This window comes from Pseudoalteromonas rubra (assembly GCF_001482385.1).
Lineage (GTDB): Bacteria > Pseudomonadota > Gammaproteobacteria > Enterobacterales > Alteromonadaceae > Pseudoalteromonas > Pseudoalteromonas ardens.
Genome location: NZ_CP013611.1, coordinates 3,347,009 through 3,367,777, shown reverse-complemented (window position 1 = coordinate 3,367,777; position 20,769 = coordinate 3,347,009). Strand labels below are relative to the sequence as shown.

The window sequence follows — 20,769 nt, the reverse complement described above, 5'->3', positions numbered from 1 at the left end:
CAGCACTGACTATCAGACATGAAGGGCTACAGCCCTTCATGATTTTGTTACGAGTTTTTCACTTCGTTGCAATGCTGTGCAACAAAGTCACCCGCTTTGTCACTGAACAAACGAAAATCACGGATCCGTCCGGTGGTTTTACGCCATAGCAAACCAATCTCTCGGTAGGCATCAGGTTGCGGCGCCGTCGCAACCATAGGTTTACCTTCCAGGATCCCGGCGTTGAGCGCCATCTGTGGCAAAAAGGTCACGCCGTTTTGATATTCCACCATGCTCAGCAAGGTATGCAGATTGGCAGCTTCAAACGGGTTGATACAGGCACTGCGATTGAGGTGACACGCACTGAGCGCATGATCGGTCATATAGTGTTCCCGCTCCAGTAGAAAGACACTTTGCTCGGGCAACACATTAAAATCATCCAGCTGCTCAGGTACCTGGTAGTCGAGATGACGCACTAAAGAAAAATGGTCCCTGGCAATGACCTGAGTGTGAAATTTTTCTGTCCGGTAGGGCAATGCCAGCATGCCCATATCAATGTGACCCTGCTCCAGCTTGTCGAGTAAGCGATCGCTGGTATCCTCTACCAGAACCAGTTGTAACTCAGGGAAAGCATCTTTACAAAAGCGATATAGGGGCGCGGCAATAAAGCTGGCAATAGTAGGAATGATCCCCAAAACCAGTTTACCTGACAGCGGGTGTTTAAAGCTCTTAGTCAATTCCACCACACTGATGGTATCACCAATAATACGCTTGGCACGCTCAACGACCTCTTCGCCCACATCCGTAAACATCAGACTGCGGTTTTCACGTTCTATCAGTTGGCACCCCAGCGTTTCCTCCAGATTCTGAATGGCACTGCTCAGGGTTGACTGGCCAATAAAACAAGCTTCCGCGGCACGACCAAAATGCTGGTGCTGATGTACGGCAATTAAATACTGTAACTGTTTAATGCTTGGTAAGTTATTCACTTTTTATACCCACAAATAAAAAGACCCCAACACCAAAGGCATTGAGATCTTTTCAAGCTAAAAGTCTGTCCTTTCTGTTAAACGCCGAACGCGCTTCTCAGAATGTAGAATATAACAATAGCAAGGGCAGCGCCAACTGGCAACGTGATAACCCACGAAACCACAATGTTTCTGATCACACCCATGTTCAGAGCGGCGATACCGCGTGCCATACCAACACCCAGTACCGCACCAACCAGGGTTTGCGTTGTTGAGATTGGCAGGCCTGTGCCCGATGCAATTACTACGGTCGATGCCGCAGCCAGTTCAGCAGCGAAACCACGGCTTGGCGTCAGGTGCGTAATACCTTCACCAATGGTCTTAATCACTTTTTTACCCAATACAGCCAGACCGACCACGATACCTAAACCACCCAGTGGCAAGATCCACCATGCTAGTGCAGCTTTCTTGGCAATTTCACCATTGTGCTCAACGATGTTTACAACTGCAGCCAAAGGACCAATCGCGTTGGCAACGTCGTTCGAACCATGCGCAAACGCCATACAACACGCCGTTAGTACCATCAGGATAGCAAACACTTTCTCAACGTTGTTAAAGTGCATTTGCTTATCCGCATTCGGGTCAATCTTCAGGCGGTTGATGGCCATTTTACCAATCAAACCAACAATCACGGCAATACCGATAGCCAGTGCGTACCCTTCTACCGCACCCAGATCAACACCGATGTGCTTCAGGCCTTTTTTGATAGTAACCAGTGACATCACGAAACCAGCCAGACCCATGTACACAGGCACATAGCGCTTCGCATTTTCCAGCGGCTTGTCCGTGTCAAAAATCAGCTTCTGCGCACTCATAAAGATCAGGTAGGCAATAAAGCCTGAGATGGCTGGGGTAACAATCCAGCTGCCCACGATACCTGCAACCTTGCCCCACTGAATGGCTTCGCTGCCCACAGCTACTAGCGCAAAACCAATGATGGCACCAATGATAGAGTGCGTGGTCGAGACCGGCCAGCCTAACATTGAAGCCAGTAATAACCAGGTACCTGCGGCAAACAGGGCCGAAATCATGCCCAGTACCATAAGCTCAGGTATGTCCATAAATGGGGTTGAATCGATGATCCCCTTACGGATCGTTGACGTTACCTCACCACCGGCCAGGTAGGCACCGGCAAATTCAAAAATCATCGCGATGATGATCGCCTGCTTGATGGTCAGTGCTTTAGAACCAACCGATGTCCCCATTGCATTGGCTACGTCGTTCGCACCAATACCATAGGCCATAAAGAAACCAACTGCGGCCGCTATAATGATCAATAGCGTGCCATAGGATGCAATGATATCCATTGTAAAACCTTTAATTCTTAACTAATTGTGTGAAGGCAGATGATGCACGCTTAACGCGCCAGCATCAGCTCCAGTCGTGAACCTACGCGCTCAGCAATGTCTGCCAGCTCACCAACCCACTCGATGATCTTGTATAAGAACATCACATCAATCGGATTGAGTTCACTTTCAATGCTGCGTAATCCCATACGAATACGGATCTGCATCTCATCGGTATCTTCCTCGATGGCATCCAGTTCAACGAGCATTTTTTCGACCAGTGCAACTTCGCGACCACGGAAACCAGTTTCCAGCAGTTCATCGAATTCGTTAATGGCTTCTGAGGCTTGTTTGGTCGCATCAACACAACGTGTCAGATACGCCAAAAAGTCGGCTTGAATTGATTCAGGGATCTCCAGTTCACGACCAATTACGCGTCCAGCGATGTCTTTGGCTTTATTGGCGATCTTGTCTTGGTGGGTAATGAGTTCCAGTAAATCTGTACGTTCTACTGGCATAAACAGACCACGTGGCAAGTGCAGGCGCACTTCACGTTTTAATGTATCTGCTTCTCTTTCCAGGTTACGGATCTGCACACGAAGCGCATCGGCCTCGGTCCATTCCCCTTTGAAGGCATGATTAAAGAACGGGATCAAGGTTTCACTGGCTTGATGGACGATCTTTATGTGCTCTTCAATCGGCTTAATAGGAGACTTTGCGAACACTCCTAAAAATGCATTACTAGGCATAACTGACCCTTAAATCATATTAATATGCATGTGCAGGGCGCAATTTTACAGTATTAAGCCAAATTGTGAACGCTTTTTCGTGTGAAGTTCTGATTAACGGCACAATCACGTTTAACAAACAGTCAGGTTGCCACTCTGATACAGCAGCCATCTTTTTGATTAACTCTACAATAAACATAGAAAAAATAGTCAGATAAAGCCTGTATAGCGATTGGATAATTTTGTTACGTATGAGCAAGCCTGAGCGGAATTAACTCGAACAAAGCGAGCATATTGCTCGCTCATGTCCATGCCCAAATCAGATCATACTTCTTTTACAAAGCAATCCTGATAACACGTTAACTCCGTATGCATGGGCCCGACTCCCCCGGCAACCTGGGGCGTCATTTTGTCATTGAGTGACTTATTTTTCATCGCAAGTTGTTTCATACTTTTTTTGTTCAGAGCTAGTTTCATAGTTCATTCCTTCTATTGATTACTTTTTACTCACAAACAGTTATAGATAAAAAACAACACAGTGTCTACTATTGGTACTTGCATATTTTTAGTACTATAGTGTCTTTTCGATGTCTTCCTGAGAAGTATGGCGAATATCTTTGCCGTTAACGAAATAAATTACGTATTCTGCAATATTCTGACAACGATCACCGATGCGCTCCAATGATCGAACCGACCAGATCAGGTCCATAATTTTAGGAATTGAACGCGGATCTTCCATCATGTAAGTCATGATCTGACGCGTCAGCGCTTCATATTCACGGTCCACTTTGGCGTCTTCTTTATGTACCTCAAATGCACGCTGCGCATCCATTCGGGCAAACGCATCCAGCACATCGTGTAGCATCTGAGAAACCAGGCGACCCATATTTTCAACATTCACCAGCAAGTCTTGCTGATCTTTGGTGAAAGAGTCCAGTGCTACTTTCGCAATGCGCTCCGCTTCATCGCCAATTCGTTCCAGATCAGCAATGGTTTTCGCAATGGCAACAACCAATCGCAAGTCACTGGCTGCCGGCTGACGCTTTGCAATAATGCGAGTACACTCTTCGTCAATGCTCACTTCCATGGCATTCACTTGATAGTCGTTCTCGCTGACTTTGCGCGCCTTGGTTTCATCACAATGGCTCACCGCATCGAGGGCCAGATTTAGCTGTTGCTCAACCAGTCCGCCCATACTCAATACATGGTTACGAACGTTCTCCAGCTCTTCATTAAAGCGGCCAGAGATATGCTTATTAATATTATGTTCCATAATCAGTTCCTAATTTGTTTCAACACTCGGTAAACGCCGCTATCGCGGCGCTTGCGCTGACTCCGCACTGTGCAGAGCCAGATGATTTAACCGTAACGACCTGTGATATAGTCTTCGGTTTTCTTCTTAGTCGGTGTTGTAAACAGAGTATTAGTATCTGAATATTCGATCAGCTCACCCATATACATAAAGGCTGTTTGATCGGATACCCGCGCCGCCTGCTGCATGTTGTGAGTAACGATCACCACGGTGTACTTTTCTTTCAGGTCATTGATCAGCTCTTCAATAACCAAAGTCGAGATAGGATCCAGTGCCGAGGTAGGTTCATCCAGCAATAATACCTCCGGCTCAATCGCAATTGAACGTGCAATAACCAGACGCTGCTGCTGACCACCCGACAGACCAAATGCACTGTCGTGCAAACGATCTTTCACTTCATCCCACAAAGCAGCACCACGCAGTGAGCGCTCAACCACTTCATCCAGCTTACGTTTGTCTTTTACACCCTGTAAGCGTAGACCGTAAACCACATTCTCGTAAATAGACTTAGGGAAAGGGTTTGGGCGCTGGAATACCATGCCAACATTACGGCGCAGAGCCGCTACATCGACACTTTTATCATAAATGTTGGTGCCATTGAGGTTAATTTCGCCCTCGATACGACACGTGTCGACCAGGTCATTCATGCGATTGATACAACGCAATAGCGTCGATTTACCACAACCCGACGGACCGATAAACGCCGTTACCTGACCGCGTGGGATCAACATGTTGATATTGCTCAGAGCCTGTTTGTCACCATAGTAAAGGTCAAGGTTTTTGATCTCTAACGCGGTTAGTTCCGGGCTCAAGTTTTCCAGATCCAACTTCTTGCTGGTACCTGCATTATTTACCTGTGGCGCTACTGTAATCATAAATGTTTACCTATTTAAATACTTTACTATTAGTGCTCTAAAGCTCTGAATTTTTCACGTAGGTGGTTACGGATCCCAATTGCAGTGATGTTCAGTGCAATGATCACAGTTACCAGTAAGAAGGCGGTCGCATAAACCAAAGGACGTGCCGCTTCTACGTTCGGGCTCTGGAAGCCCACATCATAAATATGGAAACCCAGGTGCATAAACTTCCGGTCAAGGTGAATATACGGGAAGTTACCATCCAGCGGCAAGGTCGGTGCCATTTTCACCACACCCACCAGCATCAGCGGTGCAACCTCACCGGCTGCACGGGCAACCGCCAGGATCAGACCGGTCATAATTGCCGGGCTGGCCATAGGAATAATAATACGCCATAAAGTCTCGGCTTTGGTCGCGCCCAGTGCCAGTGAACCATGACGCACTGTGCTTGGAATACGAGATAAGCCTTCTTCAGTCGATACAATCACCACAGGCAGCGTCAGGATTGCCAGTGTAAGTGCTGACCAAATCACGCCTGGCGTACCAAATACCGGACTCGGTGCAGCTTCTGGATAAAACAAGGCATCAAGTGAACCACCCAGCATATAAACGAAGAAACCTAAGCCGAATACGCCGTATACGATAGACGGTACACCTGCCAGGTTGATCACCGCGATGCGGATCATCTTAGTCACCGCGTTTTTAGCCGCATACTCATGCAGATAAATCGCAGCAACCACACCAAATGGGGTCACAATCACCGCCATCAGCATAACCATGAACACAGTACCAAAGATGGCCGGGAATACCCCGCCCTCAGTATTCGCTTCACGTGGGTCATCGCTAATGAACTTACCAATTTGCGACATATAGTGGCCCAGTTTAGCAAAGAAACCCATGTCATTCGGGAACCAGAAGTCTAATACCTGATACAAAGGCAGTGTTACTTCTTCACCACGCATGTCGCGCACCACGACCTGGTCACGTTTCGCACCGTTACGCAGTTCAAACAGCGTCTTTTCCAGCACTTTGTATTCATCACGTAAGGCAGCACGTCGTGCTTCCAGATCAGCGATGATTTCAGGCGTCAGTTCATTATCCAGCTGATAAGCACGCTCTTTAAGACGTAAACGCTCCAGCTCGTAGTTAATGTGGCCAATTTCGCCATTTTGCAGGTCAAGCGCTTCATCGTTCAGATCTACAGCACGTTCAACCATCTCTTCCAGCGCTTCTACCGGGTTGTCAGTGACAACCTGACCGTCGCGAATAACACGCTCAACGTACCCGTAGAAGTTACCATTTTTAGTACGTTCAAAGACCGCTAGCTGCGCCGGTTTTGATTGACTTTGGATATCGGTGGACAAGATCCAACGGAAATCCAGCTCAACGTACTCACGGTTACCCGTTTTTACCAATAAGCGCTCGATGTACTCGCCTGGGTGATTAGAAAAATCCAGGCCAGTCGCTTCCAGTCGCGATTTAGGCACTAACTCTCTGTCGTAGATTTCACCAATGACTGTTTGTTTCTGAACCGAGCCTTGCAGGTGCATTTCCACCACTTCGGAAGGCCAGAAAAAGCTCAAACCTTTCCACGCAATCATTGCAAGCAGACCCAGTACCGAGATCAAACTGATGCTGACCGCACCACCTGTCATCCAGATCCACGGAGATCCTGACTTAAACCACTGTCTTACCATGTCATCTCACTCCAGTTACATTGAGCTATATTTTTCACGCAGCTGCTGACGTACAAACTCAGCCATCGTGTTAAATACGAAAGTAAAAATAAACAATACAAAGGCTGCCAGGAACAGGATCCGATAGTGTGAACTGCCTACTTCCGATTCAGGCATTTCTACCGCAATGTTCGCCGCCAAAGTACGCATCCCCTGGAAGATACTCCAATCCATAATCGGTGTGTTACCCGTCGCCATCAGTACAATCATGGTCTCACCCACGGCACGACCGAGACCCATCATGACTGCGGAGAAGATACCCGGGCTGGCAGTCAGTAGCACAACACGAACTAAGGTTTGCCACTGGGTTGCCCCCAATGCCAATGAACCATTGGAGAGGTGTTTAGGCACGCTAAATACCGCATCTTCAGCAATCGAGAAAATCGTCGGGATAACCGCAAAGCCCATCGCAATACCCACAACCAGAGAGTTACGCTGGTCAAAGGTCAGGCCTAGTTCGTTAGTCAGATACTGACGTACGTTACCGCCGAACATCCACCCTTCAATCACATCACTCATGGCAAATGACACCCAGCCAACCAGCAGGACAACCGGGATCAGCAAGATTGAATGCCAGCCGTCCGGGATCAAGTGACGAATGGCTTTAGGAAGCTTAGTCCAGCCCAGCGCCGTACCCAGAATGGCCAGTGGCAGCAATAACAGTAAAGCGACAATCGCAGGTAAGTGGCTTTCGATCAGCGGCGCTAACCACAGACCTGCCAGGAAACCCAAAATAACGGTAGGCAGTGCTTCCATGATTTCAACCGTTGGCTTCACCACACGACGCAACTCGCTCGACATAAAGTAAGCAGTATAAATCGCCGCAGACAGGGCAATCGGAACCGCAAACAGCATGGCATAGAACGCCGCCTTAATCGTACCGAACGAAATCGGCACTAATGAGAATTTAGATTCGAAGTCATCACTGGCAGACGTGGACTGCCAGGTATAGGCTGGCTCCGGGTAACCTTCATACCAAACTTCCTGCCACAATGCCGACCAGGTTACTTCCGGGTGCTCATTGTGGATCTCAAACACACTCACCTGATTGCCGGTTAGCAATAGCGCTGCATTGGCACGCGGTGAAATCGCGAAGGCATCAATGGCCTGCTCTGCCACTTTACCGCGCCATAACTCAGCTTCACTGGTGGTGTAGTAAACACCCAGCTCACCTTGCTCTGTGGTGGTAAAGAAAGTACGACGATAAAACTCACTGTGCACTGTCATGTGCTTACTCTTATCGCTGTCAAAAGCACGAATTTTGGCAAACTCACGGCCATCGTCCGTGTTCACTTCAAACCACTGCGACACTTCGCCATTGTCGTTTGCCAGCATCAGCGAGTTGGCACCTGCCAACAACGCCATGCTGACCAGGTTGGCATTTTCTTCGTTGGCTGCCAATAACTGGAATTGCGTGACATCGTCCGCAAAGCGGGTGTCAAAGATATAAATCTGATTTGCAGAACGTACAAAAGTACGTGTTGTGTCTGGCGAAATGAGCAGATCGTCAATACGGCCTTCAATAGGTAACTCAGTGCGCGTTACCTGCCACTCCATTTCACCCGAAAACATATTTTCTTCGGCCGCAAACGATGCGAAGATCACACGCTTATCGGCTGTCAGTGCAACTACGGCAGTTTTGTCTTCGTAATGACTGAAGGCAAACTTTTTCAGTGCCTGGCGCTGTTCATCAACCAACAACTGCTGGCCATCCAGCGGATAACCCAGACGTGGCTTCATCACACGCTGATTACCCGGAAAAGTCACCACAAAACTGGGCTTAAGGATTTGCACCTCACCATTATCAAGGCCGTACGCGTACTGACCTAAAAATGGTGCACTTTTCGCGAAGCTGGTGATCTGGCCATCAAGCTGTGTTTGCAAAGTGCTCAGCAGCGAGCCCGTGTTATCGCCTTTTACCTGATAAAAATCAACCTGACCGGTGTTGTCCAGCAGATACGCAATCTCTGTTTGCTCTTCTACACCCAGCGCCAAGTAGCGCTTCTCGGCAGACAATGCAATGTCAACCCGTTTTTCGACCTTAGCGGACTCAAAAATAGGCTGTACAACATAAAGCAAATAGAAGAATATCAATAGCAAAGCGACCAATACCATTACCCCACCTGAGGTAATGCCAAACTGGGCAAAGCGGTCCTTTAAGAGACGGCTTCTATCCGTTTTAAAGGATGGTTTTTGCGGATTGGAAGTCATCAAAATACCCTTTCATAATCAAACTGCGGCGCATTATATTTCATCAAGATGACAGTTGTGTTACACCTAAATCCAAGTCTGCCCGCTTTTACAGACTGGCGGTGATTCGGTACTGTCCTTGGCGTATTTTCTCAGTCTGGCGCATCAAAGCACAGACAAACCGTTCCCAACTTTACACCAAAGTACCGATATTGCCTCGAAAAAAATCTCCCACACACAGAGAAAGACACGGCACAGGGCGTCAGGAAATAATGGTATTACGTGCTGTCAAAGGAACTTAACACCCGAAGTAAGGTCTGGATTACAGTGACACCGGTGATTTTTGCATTTTTTTACATTGTATCCATTATCGGAAGTAGACAAATAAGTTTCATTTACTAGGCTTATAGAGCGATTATTCGCTTTCATTCAGGGCTTAGATACCGAGCCACCAATAATAAGAGACATGTGATATGAAGCAGTTAGTACTAACACTTATAGGCAAGGACCAACCAGGTCTCGTTGAAAGAGTTTCCTCAACCATTCTTAACCACCACGGTAACTGGTTAACCAGTAACTTAAGCCACTTCGCCGGACAGTTTGCAGGGATAGTACAGGTTGAAGTAGCAGAGGAGCACTTACAAGAGCTACAAAACGCCGTACTTGATATCCCGGATCTGGAGGTGCGGATTGCAAATGGCGAGCAAACCGACGGCACAGAGCCGGAAACATTAAATCTGGTGATCACGGGTAATGACCGACCTGGCATTGTACAGGAGCTGGCAGCTGTGATCCGACATAAGGGGGCGAATATTACCCACCTTAACTCTAAACAACAGAGCGCACCAAATTGGGGAGTACCGATATTTAGCGCATTTGCCACCGTGAGCTTGCCAGCTGGCATGCTAAAAGACAACGTTGTCGAAGCGCTTGAAGCAATCACCAGCGATCTGATCGTAGACGTTGAACAACCTTAATAGCGTTATCCGGTAAGGTCATTACAGTGCCTTACCGGCCATTCTACCTATCAGCTTTCAATGTACGGACACTTTGATATCAAACAAAGCAAATCAGGCAGATTGGTCTACACTTTGTTGATAATTTGGTGACATGACAGCATATGTCATATAAGTGTCACACTACCGACATATTCTACGCGCAGCTTTAAATTACCATGGACAGAAAGATGCAGGCATTATCTAACGATCCCATTACCATCAGCTACTTTGCCAAGGAGCTGAGCTGGCTCTCTTTTAACGAGCGCGTGCTTCAGGAAGCCAAAGACAAAAGTAACCCAATTATCGAGCGAATCAGATTCTTAGGTATATTTTCCAATAACTTAGATGAATTTTTCCGTGTCCGTGTTGCTGACGTAAAACGTCGCATATTATTGAGTAATCTGCCCGATACGGACTTTGACGAAGACGAAGCCCTGCTCAACCAGATGAATAAGAAAGTGCTGGAACTGGGCAAGAAGTTTTCACATATTTATGATCAGATCCTGGTTGATCTGAACGAACACAACATTCATATCAAAAAACCTGCTGAGCTGTCGGATTTTCACCAGCAGTGGCTGGCAAAGTATTTTCAAGATCAAGTACTACAGCACATGTGTCCGATTTTGCTTAGCGAGAGCAAGGATTACTCTGCTCACATCAATGACGCACTGACCTATCTGTTTGTCGAAATGCGCGGTGATAAACAACATCACGCTTTGCTTGAGCTTCCCACGGATCGCCTGGAACGCTTTATTCTGTTGCCACCGGAAAAAACCCGTCGTCACAAAACCATTGTCATGCTCGATGAAGTCGTGCGCTTCTTCCTTAACGAAGTATTCAGAAACTTTCTGAGTTTTGACAGCATTGAAGGCTATGAGATAAAACTGACCCGAGATGCCGAGTACAACCTCGACGACGAAATAGAAGAAGGCCTGCTGGATAAAATGTCGAAGGGTCTCAAGCAACGTTTATATGCTGAGCCTGTCCGCCTGACCTATGACGAAGCGATGCCAGAAGAGATACTCAAGGTGATGAAAAAACGCCTTGGCGTGACCAGTCAGGACGCCCTGATCCCGGGCGGTCCATACCGGAACTTCCGCGATTTCATCGGCTTTCCTAATGTCGGCCGTGGCTATCTGGAAAATAAACCACTGCCGCCTCTGCAAAGTGAAGCCTTCAATGCACACCAAAGCATCTTTCGGGCAATCTCCAAACAAGATATTTTGCTTTATTATCCTTATCACACGTTCAATCACATGCTTGAATATGTGCGCCAGGCCGCCTTTGATCCCAAAGTAACTCAGATCAAGGTCAATATTTACCGTGTCGCGTCCCGCTCAAGATTGATGTCTTCGCTGATCAATGCTGCCAAGAACGGTAAAAAAGTCACCGTGATGGTCGAGCTCAAAGCCCGCTTTGATGAACAAAACAACATTGAATGGGCGAAAATGCTCAGCGACTATGGCATCAAGGTCATGGTGGGGATCCCGGCACTGAAAATACACAGTAAACTGTGCGTGGTACACCGCAAAGAGAAAGGCCAGATAGTGAAATACGCCCACATCGGCACCGGTAACTTCCATGAAAAAACAGCACGTATTTACACCGACTTCAGCTTATTCACAAAACACCCGGAGATCTGTGATGAGTGTGACGACGTGTTCAAGTTTATTGAGAGCAGCTACCGACCCTTTAACTTTAAACACCTGATGATTTCTCCGCTCAATGCGCGAGAGAAAATCCTGGCTTTGATTAATCAGGAAAGTAAAAACGCTCAGGCGGGTAAAACGGCCAAGATCACCGTCAAGGTTAATAACCTGGTAGACAAAGAGCTCATAGACGCCTTGTACAATGCGTCGATGGCAGGCGTGAAAGTCCGCATGATCATTCGCGGCATGTGTGCCCTGGTACCCGGATTACCCCGCTTTAGTGAGAACATCAAAGTTATCAGTATTGTCGACCGCTTTTTAGAGCATCCCAGGGTGATGGTCTTTGAAAATGCCGGTGACCCACAGGTCTACATTTCTTCTGCCGACTGGATGACCCGCAACCTGGATCACCGGGTTGAAGTGGGTGCGCCTATCTACGATGAATCACTCAAGCAACTGATCATCGATATTCTTGAGCTGCAATTCAAGGACAGGGCCAAAGCTCGGATCATTGACAGCGAACAGAAGAATCTCTATGTTCGTCGCGGTAATAAGAAGAAGATCCGCTCCCAGATAGCTATCTATGACCATCTGAAAAAGTGGGAAAGTAATCAATCCAATACATGAGGGCAGCTTTATGACCACATACCCTTCCATCGCGGCCGTTGATTTAGGCTCGAACAGTTTTCATTTAGTCGTCGCGCGGGAAGTCGATGGTCGTCTGCAATTGTTGCACAAAGAAAAGCAGCGTGTGTTTCTGGCCGCCGGTCTGGACGAACAGTTCAACTTAAGCGAGGAAGCCATTGAACGGGCGCTGCACGTACTGCAACAGTTTGCCGCCACTTTACAGGATTTTGATAAGCACAGCGTACAGGTTGTCGCGACCTACACGCTGCGCAATTGTCGCAATATACGTGATTTTCTGGCCCGAGCAAAAAAAGCATTTCCTTTTAAAATCAACGTCATTTCTGGTCAGGAAGAAGCCCGCCTTATCTATCAGGGCGTAGCAAACCACATTCATAGTGAGGATAACCGCCTGGTCATTGACATTGGTGGTGGCAGCACCGAACTTATCATTGGCAAACACCTGGATCACAAATTACTCACCAGTCGTAATATCGGCTGTGTCACGCTCAGTAACGGGTATTTTCAAGACCTGAAAATGACAGCCAAACGCTTTGCCAAAGCCGAAATTAAAGCTGAACAAAACATTGAGGCCATCTCCGCCAGCTACCGTAAAGCCGGTTGGAAAACCTGTATCGGCACGTCCGGCACCATCAAAACCTTGTCTGCCATAGCCCAGGAGTTATTTGCCCAGGATACCCTGACCCTGGCTGTGCTGGAGCAGATAAAACAACGTCTGATTGAGGCCGACTCTCCCCATACACTCAACCTTAAAGCGTTACCCGAGGAGCGTTATGCCAGCATTGCCGGCGGCCTGGCGATTCTGATCGGGGCATTCAGACAGCTCAATATTGACGAGCTAACCTATTGCGATAACTCATTGCGTGAAGGCCTGTTACAGGAGATGGCGCAAAATGATGAGTTTGATATTCGCACCCGCACCATCAGTGCAGTCGGCGAGCATTATGCCGTTGATAAGCAACATGCTGAACATATCTGCGAGACACTTCATCAGATGGTCGACATGGTGCGCCAGAACTGGGGGCTCAGTGAATTCGACCTGCAAATGCTGCGCTGGGCCGCCAGATTGCACGAAGTAGGGTTAGCGATTAACTCTTCAGGGATCCACAAACACAGCGCTTATATCGTGCTCAATGCACAGCTGCCCGGTTTTACTCAGGAGCAACAGCAGCTGCTGGGCACCCTGATCCGTTTTCATCGCAAGAAAATCAAACGCACTGAACTGTCAACTATGGTCGAGGCCGATCTGACCCATTTTGCCCGTCTACTGACCTTACTGCGACTGGCTATTCTGGTACACCAAAAACGGCAAATCGATCAGGTTGCCAAATTTACACTGGAGGCGATGGACGATAGCTTACTGCTTACATTCGAGCCTGACTGGCTCGCCCAACATTCCCTGTTTGTGGCTGATCTTCAACAGGAGCAAGCCTACTGGAAAACCCTCAATATGACGCTGATGTTCCCCTCCGTGGGCTAACAGACTCAAGCCCGGTTAGCGGGCTCAGGCGACTTCCTCTTTCACGACAGCATAAATTTCATCGGCATAGACCCGGCTGTCCAACGCCAGGCAGAAGAGGAGTTCAAGGCTGGATGCCGGGCGGATCGCATTGAGGATCAGCTCAGCTTCCTGAATATTATTGCGCTCAACTTCAATCGCCAGGCGCAATGCGCCACCTATCAACCCCTTATAACTCAGCAACGCACTGCTGAGATCTGGATCCAGTGAGAACTCATCGACAATAACCGACAACTCCACATCCAGCACCGCATCTAGCACCGACATCAGACCAATCAGATAGCCTTGTTGTGCCATTTCATCGCCACCCGGCAGCAAGAATTGTTCAAGAAACTTCGCCCGCGCCAGACCCAGCTTCGTCAGTTCACTGGGCTTATCTGCCCCCAACTCACTTAAAGCCAGTACTTTAACAAACTGACGAATTGCATCCTCGCCCAGATAGACCACAGCCTGTGCAATCGAGCGGATCTCGATTTTATCTTCCCCGGCTTTGGCATTGGCCAGTTTTAGTACCCGCGCGGTCAGGCTGAGATCTTTGGCAATTCTTTGTTGGATTTCTTTGAAACACAGGGATTTTTTGGCGGTACAACGCAATAAATCAAGCACTACCATTTTAGAGGGCTCGACGTTACCATGATTAAGCATTTCAGGCACCGCAAAGAAGAAGCCCTGAAAGTAATCAGCCCCGGCACTTTTAATAAAACTGTAGTGCTCCAGGGTTTCAATACGCTCAACAATCACTTTGGTGGAGGGAAAACGTCGCTTAAGCTTTTTCAGCATCATGGTGGTTTTAATCACCGGCTCAAGTACTTCGATTTTGATGTAATCCATCAGCGGCAATAAGACTTCCCAACGCTCGTCACCGTCGTAATCATCTAACGCAAAGCGATACCCTAACTTTTTCAGTTTCGTGACGGTCATCACCAGCTCATCGAGATTGGTTGAACGTTCAACGATTTCAATCACCAGTCCCTGAGGCCGAAGTAACTTTGGAAGCTCCTGAAGCAAAGTTTCATCTGACAAGTTGATAAATGCAGGCACGCCTGCGGCAAGCCGTTCTACACCAATAAAAAGCAGAGAGTTAAAAAACAACCGTCCTGTCGCCTGGCCATCACTGACCCCGATTGGAAAGGCGTTATTATGTGAGTCCCGATACAACAATTCATAGGCAGCCACGCTCTGTTCACGATTGAAAATGGCCTGGCGTGCAATATATTGCACCGCGTCTTTTTTTGACTTGGCAATATGACCGCTCATTAACATCCTTAACTCTTGTACTTTAAAGGCTTCCATTGTCCCAGCATATGAAAACTCAGGCCCCTGAGCAAACTATTTTCTCACTACTTGGGGGAACATGAAAGTGTGCATCAGGCAGTTGCCGGGACCGCCTCTCTTTTACTATCATAGGTCTTATGAGTTTTACACTTATTTCGCCTTTTTGCATCCTGCTTTTACTTACTTCGTGGCTTTTATCTGGCCAGGGCGTCCTCGCCGCACCTGTTGACCAGCGTACTGACACACCCGCCACTCGCGAAGCAGTCACTTTAAAATACAGTATCAGTGGCTCAGGTACCTTCTACCCCTACTTCACCAACGACCCACAGCACCCAGGTATACTGCCTGAGTTAGTGTCACGGATCCTCACGCAGTCGGCACTTGAAGGCGAAAATATTGTGTTACCCACAAAGCGTACTAACCGCTATCTGGCATCAGGCAAAATTGACTTTGACCTGATCAGCCCAGCCTGGCTGAAAGCCTCACAGCTCACCGATCCACAATTTGTTTTTTCTGACCCCATGCTGCCCATTCGTGAGTATGTGGTCACACGCGTCGCCACGACCCCAATTAACAGTTTGGTGGGTAGGATAGTGGGCACAGTAAGAGGTTATTATTACCATGACGACAATGAGTTTGTCCGGGTTGACTTTGAGTCTGAGCGCGCCCTAATCCAAGCGCTAAACAAAGGGCGGATCGATATCGCTATTATAGGCGATCTGCCCGCCCAATATTGGTCTGCTCAGAATAATGTAGCGCTGCATTTTAACCAGCTGCATTCTCATGGTGCCTTACATATTCGCCTGCGCGCTGAACACGCCCACCTGTTACCGGCACTCAACAGGGCGATCCAGACATTGCGCGACACCGGGCAAATCACCCGGATCGAAACCGACTACCTGCAACGCGTTGCTACCGGACAGACACCGGGCAACAAGTGAAACTTATTCCGCCACCAGCTGTTCGCTGCGGAAAAACCCCGTTTCTGAAGACAGGTGCTGAACAAGCTCAGGCAGCACTTCATCCATTATCGCTTTAAGGGTCCAGGGTGGGTTGATAACTATCATGCCCGACGCCGTCATACCCCGTTCCTCAGTATCGGCTTCAGTAGCCAGTTCAAACAACTGAATATTCCGCACCCCAGATTCAATCAGGGTTTGCTCCATCTGATCGATCCGGGCGCGCTCGACCACTGGATACCAAATCATATAAGTACCTGACGCAAAACGTTTGTGCGCTTTGATGATTGAGCGAGCAGCCACTTCATAATCCGACTTTATTTCATAAGGCGGGTCCATCAGCACACAGGCACGGCGAGATTGAGGGGGTACCAGTCCCATTAAGCCCTTAAAACCATCTTCGCCTTTCACACGCAAAGAACGCTTATGCCCGGTGTTTTTTTCCAGCAACTTCAGATCCTGCGGATGCAGCTCAAAAAACCAACCTTTATCCTGTTTACGCAGAAACTGTTCAGCGACTTTTGGTGATCCAGGATAATACGCCAGTGTATCCTGGTTCAGTGACTTGACGACATCCACATAATCACGAATGGCATTGACCTGACCGGCATACGCCCACAACTTGGCAATGCCCTGTAAATACTCTTGCGTCTTTTGTGCATCTTTGGCCGCGAGTTCAAACAGTCCAGCACCTGAATGCGTGTCTATATAATCAAAAGGCTTGTCTTTACGTGTCATGTACTCCAGCACTTGTGCCAGTACCAGATGTTTAATAACATCGGCAGGGTTACCTGCATGAAATGAATGTCGATAACTGAGCATTATCCGTTCCTAATTTAGGTGGGCATTGTTCATCTCATAGGCGCCTGTAGAGGCACTTTGTTACCTCAATAGCTGAACCATAAATGAACAAATTAGTTAGTATTTGTCATTATCGCTCAAAACGAGACAAAAATCAGCATAACCTGCCCTAATCACTAGCTTTGCAGCCCACTTTGCTTTACATTTGCATGACATAAACACAGTGATAATGAGCGCATTTAATATGAAAGAAATTCTCCCTCAACTCGAGCAACTGATTGATCAACTTATTGCACAAAACAATACACTGACCGAACAGGTAAACTCACTGAAAGAACAAAACAGCAAGCTAATTGACGAAAATGAGACACTTCAGCTGGAAGTGCTAGAAAGCGAAGAAAAACAAAAAGAAACCAGCTCAACGCTGAGTGGGCTGCTAGAAAAACTGCAGAGTGCTAGTCAGGCAGGCTAATGTCAGAGTCGCCCGAACAGGTCACCGTCACCCTGCTGGGAAAAAGCCATCAGTTTTCCTGTACGCCAGGACAACAACAAGCGCTGATTGACGCCGTCGACCTGCTAAATGGCCGGGTTGACGAAATGCGTCAACGCGACACCGTGCGCAGCGATCACAACGCCCTGTTGCTTGCTGCATTGCACTTGTGTCATGAGTTGCTGGCACTGCAAAGTGATACCCAACAAGCCCAGCAAACGCTGCAGCAACTCACGCAACGTATCAGTACTCAAGTAGAGAGCAATTAGGTGTTTCGCCTGCTCTCTGTTTTCATTCTCCTGCTAACACTGACGCCCCCCGTCATCGCCGCCAGTTGGCACACGGTTTCCCCACAGATCACACTCATCGCCCCCGAAGCCAAAGCGCGCAATATCTTGCCCAATATGGCTTTAATCGAAGGCAATACCTGCAGTGCCCTAATTGACAGCCACGGCGATTTTGTTGCACTGGAGCAGCTGATCAATGAACTTAAGGCGCGCCTCACTACCCCGCTCTGTCATCTGATTGCGACGTCAAGCGAGACGCGCCAGCTCACCGGGCTGGCTTTGCTTAAACAGGCCTTTCCGGATGCCAGTGTCCACCTGCCAGACGCTCCACAGCTGAATGAACGCACGATGCGCACAGCACTAGACACACAGCTCGCCAACTTTGCGAAAAGCATCGAACTCAGTGAACAGCGGCTCAGTAAACTTCCGGCAGAGCAACAGACTCCGTGGCAAAAGCGCGTAGCGCTAGCCAAGCAACGGCTGGCCCGCTGGCAAACACTCCAGAGTATCGCCCTGACAGCCCCATCCTTACAACCCCGAACACTTGAACTCGGTGGTCTGACACTTCAACTTACCCAGTTTAAAGGCCAAAGCGGCCATGATCTCAGTATATTCAGTGCGCAGCACGGCGCACTGTTTGCCGGACACAGTGCAAACCTGCTTCCCTATGTGCGCCACGCCACCTGGCAACACAGTTTGCAAGCCCTGCAAAGCATACCCACATTAAAATGGGTCATGCCCGCATTTGGTAAGCCCTACAAAGCACAACAACTGGCACTGCCAATCACATTTATGGATCTGGCACAACAACAGGCCCAAAGCAACACTCAGATGCCACAGCGTGTTACTACTCTGTACCAGAACCAGGCATACAATGAAGTGCAACTGACGCAACATTTTACTCAGGCTATTAAAGTACTCAGCCACAAGAAGGCTTTGAATAAATAATCGTCAGCCAGTATAGTGAAGCTTATGAGGATTTCAGGCCGATTTTTCTATGTCTTGGTGGCGCGTATTTAGCCCGTTACGCTGCGGTGTCATCGTATTATGCTCAATGCTGCTGACGGCATGTCTCAGCACTGCACCTCAGCACGCAACCCCGACTGAGATCACTGAGGTATTGAATCAGCCAGCCCAGGCAGCACCATCCGTTGTGACAACACAACCGGAAACTCCGCCCCCCTTACCAGCGATCACCGAGCAGTCACAAGCATATCAGGAGTTGTGGCAATACATCGCGGCGAATCTGAGCTTTGATATCTCGCCCAATGCACGACTGCAAAAACGCGTCGAATGGTACCTGTCACAACCGAATTACCTGTTAAGTGTCAATGAGCGTGCTGCCCCTTATCTCTACCACATAGTGAAGAAAGTCGAACAGCGTAAGTTACCTATGGAGCTCGCTTTGTTGCCCTTTGTCGAAAGTGACTTTCGACCGACGGCACGCTCTTCCCAGGGGGCTGTCGGTGTCTGGCAGTTAGTCGATGCCACCGCTTACCACTTCGGGTTACAAAGTAATGACTGGTATGATGGGCGTCAGGACGTATTGGCTGCAACCGACGCTGCACTCGACTATTTACAGTATCTGCGACAAAGGTTTAATGGCAACTGGTTACATGCATTGGCGGCCTATAATAGTGGCGAGGGGCGCGTCAAAGCGGCCATTCGCTACAATCAAAAGCACAATCGCATTAGCCACTTCTGGGACCTGAAGTTACCCAGAGAAACCGCCGACTATGTACCCAAGTTGCTGGCGCTGAGCTACCTGTTGCAACACCCCCAGACCGGGCTGCAACGCCCCAGTTTGGCGAATCAGGCACAAACAACGGTATTGGATGTCGGGCAACCATTTAATTTTGGTATTCTTGCCAGCTTACTCAATATTGATAAGCAACGGCTACATCAACTCAATCCCGGATATCTGCGCCACCAAAGCCCGACCAATGGCCCATTTAAGGTCCTGCTGCCCATGGATCAGCAACAGTTGTTTGCCACTGACTTCTATCGTCGCCAGTTCAGTACGCATTATCAGGTTAAGCTCAATGACACCTTGTATGGCATCGCGAGACGCCATAATACCAGTGTGGCACAGCTTAAACAGCTCAATAACAAAACCCGGGATCTGATCCGAGTTGGCGAAATGCTCCTTATTCACAGAGCCCGTGCGAAGGACGATCTTACAGTGGATTATGAGATTAGCCCCTATCTGCAGCAACAACGACCGGCAAAAGTGGCAACCTATGAAAAGCATCATGTGATCCAGGATGGCGATTCTTTGTGGGCTGTCAGCCGTCAGTATCAGGTACCAATGAAAGATCTGCTCGACTGGAATCAGCTGACTACACAAAGCCTGCTTTCTCCCGGCGATACACTGATCCTGCATTTGCCGGTTGAAGCCGCTTCAACACCACCAGCAGGTGCCGGGACTGACGCTTCTAAAGATTACCTGGATGAGTTAAAAACACTGGTCAAGCCGAAACGCGATCCGTAGAATGCCTGTCACTACAACACTACGAAAATATAGAGATTACTATGCAGATCGCAAAAAATACGGTGGTTGAGTTCCACTACACGCTGAGCGAAGCAGATGAGCAGCTGGAAACCAGCACCGGACAAGACGCACTCGTTTACCTGCACGGTGCCGAAGGCATGTTACCTGGACTGGAAGCGGGGCTGGAAGGCAAAGCCGCGGGCGATAAACTGACCTTAACGCTGGAGCCAAAAGACGCCTATGGCGAATACCAGGAAGGACTGACTCAGCGCATCCCAATCAAACACCTGCAAGGTCTGGGCAACAACAAAGTCTGGAAGCCAGGTATGACCGCGATCGTTGAATCAAATCAGGGTCGTCACCAGGTACAAATCATCAAAGTGGGCCGCTTCAATGCAGATTGCGATCTGAACCACCCGTTTGCTGGTAAAACACTGACATTCGACATCGAGATTCTCTCTGTGCGTGAAGCTACAGCCGAAGAAGTCGCACATGGTCATGTGCATGCCGAAGGCGGTTGCGGTCACAGCCATTAAGGA

Annotated in this window: 19 protein-coding genes; 9 read left to right on the top strand and 10 right to left on the bottom strand. The window is 48.4% G+C overall.

Annotated elements, in window-relative coordinates:
* Window positions 1-47 precede the first annotated feature (47 nt).
* The 8 genes from AT705_RS14670 to AT705_RS14640 form a co-directional block, all read right to left on the bottom strand.
* A complete protein-coding gene (locus AT705_RS14670) occupies window positions 48-968 on the bottom strand; it encodes a hydrogen peroxide-inducible genes activator (protein ID WP_058797135.1) in 921 nt (306 codons plus the stop codon).
* Window positions 969-1,045: 77 nt separating this feature from the next.
* On the bottom strand, window positions 1,046-2,314 hold the full coding sequence (locus AT705_RS14665; protein WP_058797134.1) for an inorganic phosphate transporter: 1,269 nt from the start codon (window positions 2,312-2,314) through the stop codon (window positions 1,046-1,048).
* Between the two features lie 50 nt (window positions 2,315-2,364).
* Window positions 2,365-3,042 carry a TIGR00153 family protein gene (locus tag AT705_RS14660; protein WP_010383283.1) on the bottom strand — a complete coding sequence of 226 codons (678 nt, stop codon included), beginning with the start codon at window positions 3,040-3,042 and terminating at the stop codon, window positions 2,365-2,367.
* Window positions 3,043-3,345: 303 nt separating this feature from the next.
* Window positions 3,346-3,498 carry a hypothetical protein gene (locus AT705_RS25305; protein ID WP_157576798.1) on the bottom strand — a complete coding sequence of 51 codons (153 nt, stop codon included), beginning with the start codon at window positions 3,496-3,498 and terminating at the stop codon, window positions 3,346-3,348.
* 94 nt (window positions 3,499-3,592) lie between these two features.
* Complete coding sequence (gene phoU, locus AT705_RS14655) at window positions 3,593-4,294, bottom strand: phosphate signaling complex protein PhoU (protein WP_058797133.1); 702 nt, start codon at window positions 4,292-4,294, stop codon at window positions 3,593-3,595.
* Between the two features lie 86 nt (window positions 4,295-4,380).
* A complete protein-coding gene (gene pstB, locus AT705_RS14650; RefSeq protein WP_058797132.1) occupies window positions 4,381-5,208 on the bottom strand; it encodes a phosphate ABC transporter ATP-binding protein PstB in 828 nt (275 codons plus the stop codon).
* A gap of 29 nt (window positions 5,209-5,237) precedes the next feature.
* Window positions 5,238-6,887, bottom strand: a complete 1,650-nt coding sequence (gene pstA / locus AT705_RS14645; protein ID WP_049863217.1) for a phosphate ABC transporter permease PstA — start codon at window positions 6,885-6,887, stop codon at window positions 5,238-5,240.
* A gap of 15 nt (window positions 6,888-6,902) precedes the next feature.
* The gene (locus AT705_RS14640; RefSeq protein WP_058797131.1) at window positions 6,903-9,137 is read right to left on the bottom strand and encodes an ABC transporter permease subunit; all 2,235 of its coding nucleotides are present in this window, start codon (window positions 9,135-9,137) and stop codon (window positions 6,903-6,905) included.
* 452 nt (window positions 9,138-9,589) lie between these two features.
* Here AT705_RS14640 and AT705_RS14635 point away from each other — a divergent pair, with 452 nt between their 5' ends.
* The 3 genes from AT705_RS14635 (at window position 9,590) to AT705_RS14625 (ending at window position 13,888) form a co-directional block, all read left to right on the top strand.
* Window positions 9,590-10,093, top strand: a complete 504-nt coding sequence (locus AT705_RS14635; protein ID WP_058797130.1) for a glycine cleavage system protein R — start codon at window positions 9,590-9,592, stop codon at window positions 10,091-10,093.
* A 209-nt stretch (window positions 10,094-10,302) separates the two neighbouring features.
* Window positions 10,303-12,390 carry a polyphosphate kinase 1 gene (ppk1, locus tag AT705_RS14630; protein WP_058797129.1) on the top strand — a complete coding sequence of 696 codons (2,088 nt, stop codon included), beginning with the start codon at window positions 10,303-10,305 and terminating at the stop codon, window positions 12,388-12,390.
* Window positions 12,391-12,400: 10 nt separating this feature from the next.
* On the top strand, window positions 12,401-13,888 hold the full coding sequence (locus AT705_RS14625) for a Ppx/GppA phosphatase family protein (protein WP_058797128.1): 1,488 nt from the start codon (window positions 12,401-12,403) through the stop codon (window positions 13,886-13,888).
* Between the two features lie 24 nt (window positions 13,889-13,912).
* Here AT705_RS14625 and AT705_RS14620 read toward each other — a convergent pair whose 3' ends face one another.
* The gene (locus tag AT705_RS14620) at window positions 13,913-15,190 is read right to left on the bottom strand and encodes an EAL and HDOD domain-containing protein (RefSeq protein WP_058798016.1); all 1,278 of its coding nucleotides are present in this window, start codon (window positions 15,188-15,190) and stop codon (window positions 13,913-13,915) included.
* 149 nt (window positions 15,191-15,339) lie between these two features.
* Here AT705_RS14620 and AT705_RS14615 point away from each other — a divergent pair, with 149 nt between their 5' ends.
* The gene (locus AT705_RS14615) at window positions 15,340-16,143 is read left to right on the top strand and encodes a substrate-binding periplasmic protein (protein ID WP_058797127.1); all 804 of its coding nucleotides are present in this window, start codon (window positions 15,340-15,342) and stop codon (window positions 16,141-16,143) included.
* 3 nt (window positions 16,144-16,146) lie between these two features.
* On the opposite strand, the gene AT705_RS14610 is transcribed toward AT705_RS14615, so the two are convergent.
* Window positions 16,147-16,983, bottom strand: coding sequence for a 23S rRNA (adenine(2030)-N(6))-methyltransferase RlmJ (locus AT705_RS14610; protein ID WP_058797126.1), 837 nt, complete (start codon window positions 16,981-16,983; stop codon window positions 16,147-16,149).
* Between the two features lie 223 nt (window positions 16,984-17,206).
* On the opposite strand from AT705_RS14610, the gene zapB reads away from it, so the two are divergent.
* The 5 genes from zapB to AT705_RS14585 are packed head-to-tail and all read left to right on the top strand — an operon-like array spanning window position 17,207 to window position 20,766.
* The gene (gene zapB, locus AT705_RS14605) at window positions 17,207-17,434 is read left to right on the top strand and encodes a cell division protein ZapB (protein WP_010383296.1); all 228 of its coding nucleotides are present in this window, start codon (window positions 17,207-17,209) and stop codon (window positions 17,432-17,434) included.
* On the top strand, window positions 17,434-17,721 hold the full coding sequence (locus tag AT705_RS14600; protein WP_010383298.1) for a cell division protein ZapA: 288 nt from the start codon (window positions 17,434-17,436) through the stop codon (window positions 17,719-17,721). Before zapB ends, AT705_RS14600 begins: the two co-directional genes overlap by 1 nt.
* Complete coding sequence (locus tag AT705_RS14595) at window positions 17,722-18,687, top strand: hypothetical protein (protein WP_058797125.1); 966 nt, start codon at window positions 17,722-17,724, stop codon at window positions 18,685-18,687.
* A gap of 49 nt (window positions 18,688-18,736) precedes the next feature.
* Entirely contained in the window at window positions 18,737-20,230 is a 1,494-nt protein-coding gene (locus AT705_RS14590) for a transglycosylase SLT domain-containing protein (RefSeq protein WP_237113738.1), read from the top strand.
* A 41-nt stretch (window positions 20,231-20,271) separates the two neighbouring features.
* Entirely contained in the window at window positions 20,272-20,766 is a 495-nt protein-coding gene (locus tag AT705_RS14585; RefSeq protein ID WP_049863208.1) for an FKBP-type peptidyl-prolyl cis-trans isomerase, read from the top strand.
* Window positions 20,767-20,769 lie beyond the last annotated feature (3 nt).

What these genes read in the sequence shown, in the direction of transcription:
- AT705_RS14665 (WP_058797134.1), bottom strand. Translation starts at nt 2,314, where the DNA reads ATGGATATCATTGCATCCTATGGCACGCTATTGATCATTATAGCGGCC.
- AT705_RS14660 (WP_010383283.1), bottom strand. Translation starts at nt 3,042, where the DNA reads ATGCCTAGTAATGCATTTTTAGGAGTGTTCGCAAAGTCTCCTATTAAG.
- AT705_RS25305 (WP_157576798.1), bottom strand. Translation starts at nt 3,498, where the DNA reads ATGAAACTAGCTCTGAACAAAAAAAGTATGAAACAACTTGCGATGAAA.
- phoU (WP_058797133.1), bottom strand. Translation starts at nt 4,294, where the DNA reads ATGGAACATAATATTAATAAGCATATCTCTGGCCGCTTTAATGAAGAG.
- pstB (WP_058797132.1), bottom strand. Translation starts at nt 5,208, where the DNA reads ATGATTACAGTAGCGCCACAGGTAAATAATGCAGGTACCAGCAAGAAG.
- pstA (WP_049863217.1), bottom strand. Translation starts at nt 6,887, where the DNA reads ATGGTAAGACAGTGGTTTAAGTCAGGATCTCCGTGGATCTGGATGACA.
- AT705_RS14640 (WP_058797131.1), bottom strand. Translation starts at nt 9,137, where the DNA reads ATGACTTCCAATCCGCAAAAACCATCCTTTAAAACGGATAGAAGCCGT.
- AT705_RS14635 (WP_058797130.1), top strand. Translation starts at nt 9,590, where the DNA reads ATGAAGCAGTTAGTACTAACACTTATAGGCAAGGACCAACCAGGTCTC.
- ppk1 (WP_058797129.1), top strand. Translation starts at nt 10,303, where the DNA reads ATGCAGGCATTATCTAACGATCCCATTACCATCAGCTACTTTGCCAAG.
- AT705_RS14625 (WP_058797128.1), top strand. Translation starts at nt 12,401, where the DNA reads ATGACCACATACCCTTCCATCGCGGCCGTTGATTTAGGCTCGAACAGT.
- AT705_RS14620 (WP_058798016.1), bottom strand. Translation starts at nt 15,190, where the DNA reads ATGTTAATGAGCGGTCATATTGCCAAGTCAAAAAAAGACGCGGTGCAA.
- AT705_RS14615 (WP_058797127.1), top strand. Translation starts at nt 15,340, where the DNA reads ATGAGTTTTACACTTATTTCGCCTTTTTGCATCCTGCTTTTACTTACT.
- AT705_RS14610 (WP_058797126.1), bottom strand. Translation starts at nt 16,983, where the DNA reads ATGCTCAGTTATCGACATTCATTTCATGCAGGTAACCCTGCCGATGTT.
- zapB (WP_010383296.1), top strand. Translation starts at nt 17,207, where the DNA reads ATGAAAGAAATTCTCCCTCAACTCGAGCAACTGATTGATCAACTTATT.
- AT705_RS14600 (WP_010383298.1), top strand. Translation starts at nt 17,434, where the DNA reads ATGTCAGAGTCGCCCGAACAGGTCACCGTCACCCTGCTGGGAAAAAGC.
- AT705_RS14590 (WP_237113738.1), top strand. Translation starts at nt 18,737, where the DNA reads ATGTCTTGGTGGCGCGTATTTAGCCCGTTACGCTGCGGTGTCATCGTA.
- AT705_RS14585 (WP_049863208.1), top strand. Translation starts at nt 20,272, where the DNA reads ATGCAGATCGCAAAAAATACGGTGGTTGAGTTCCACTACACGCTGAGC.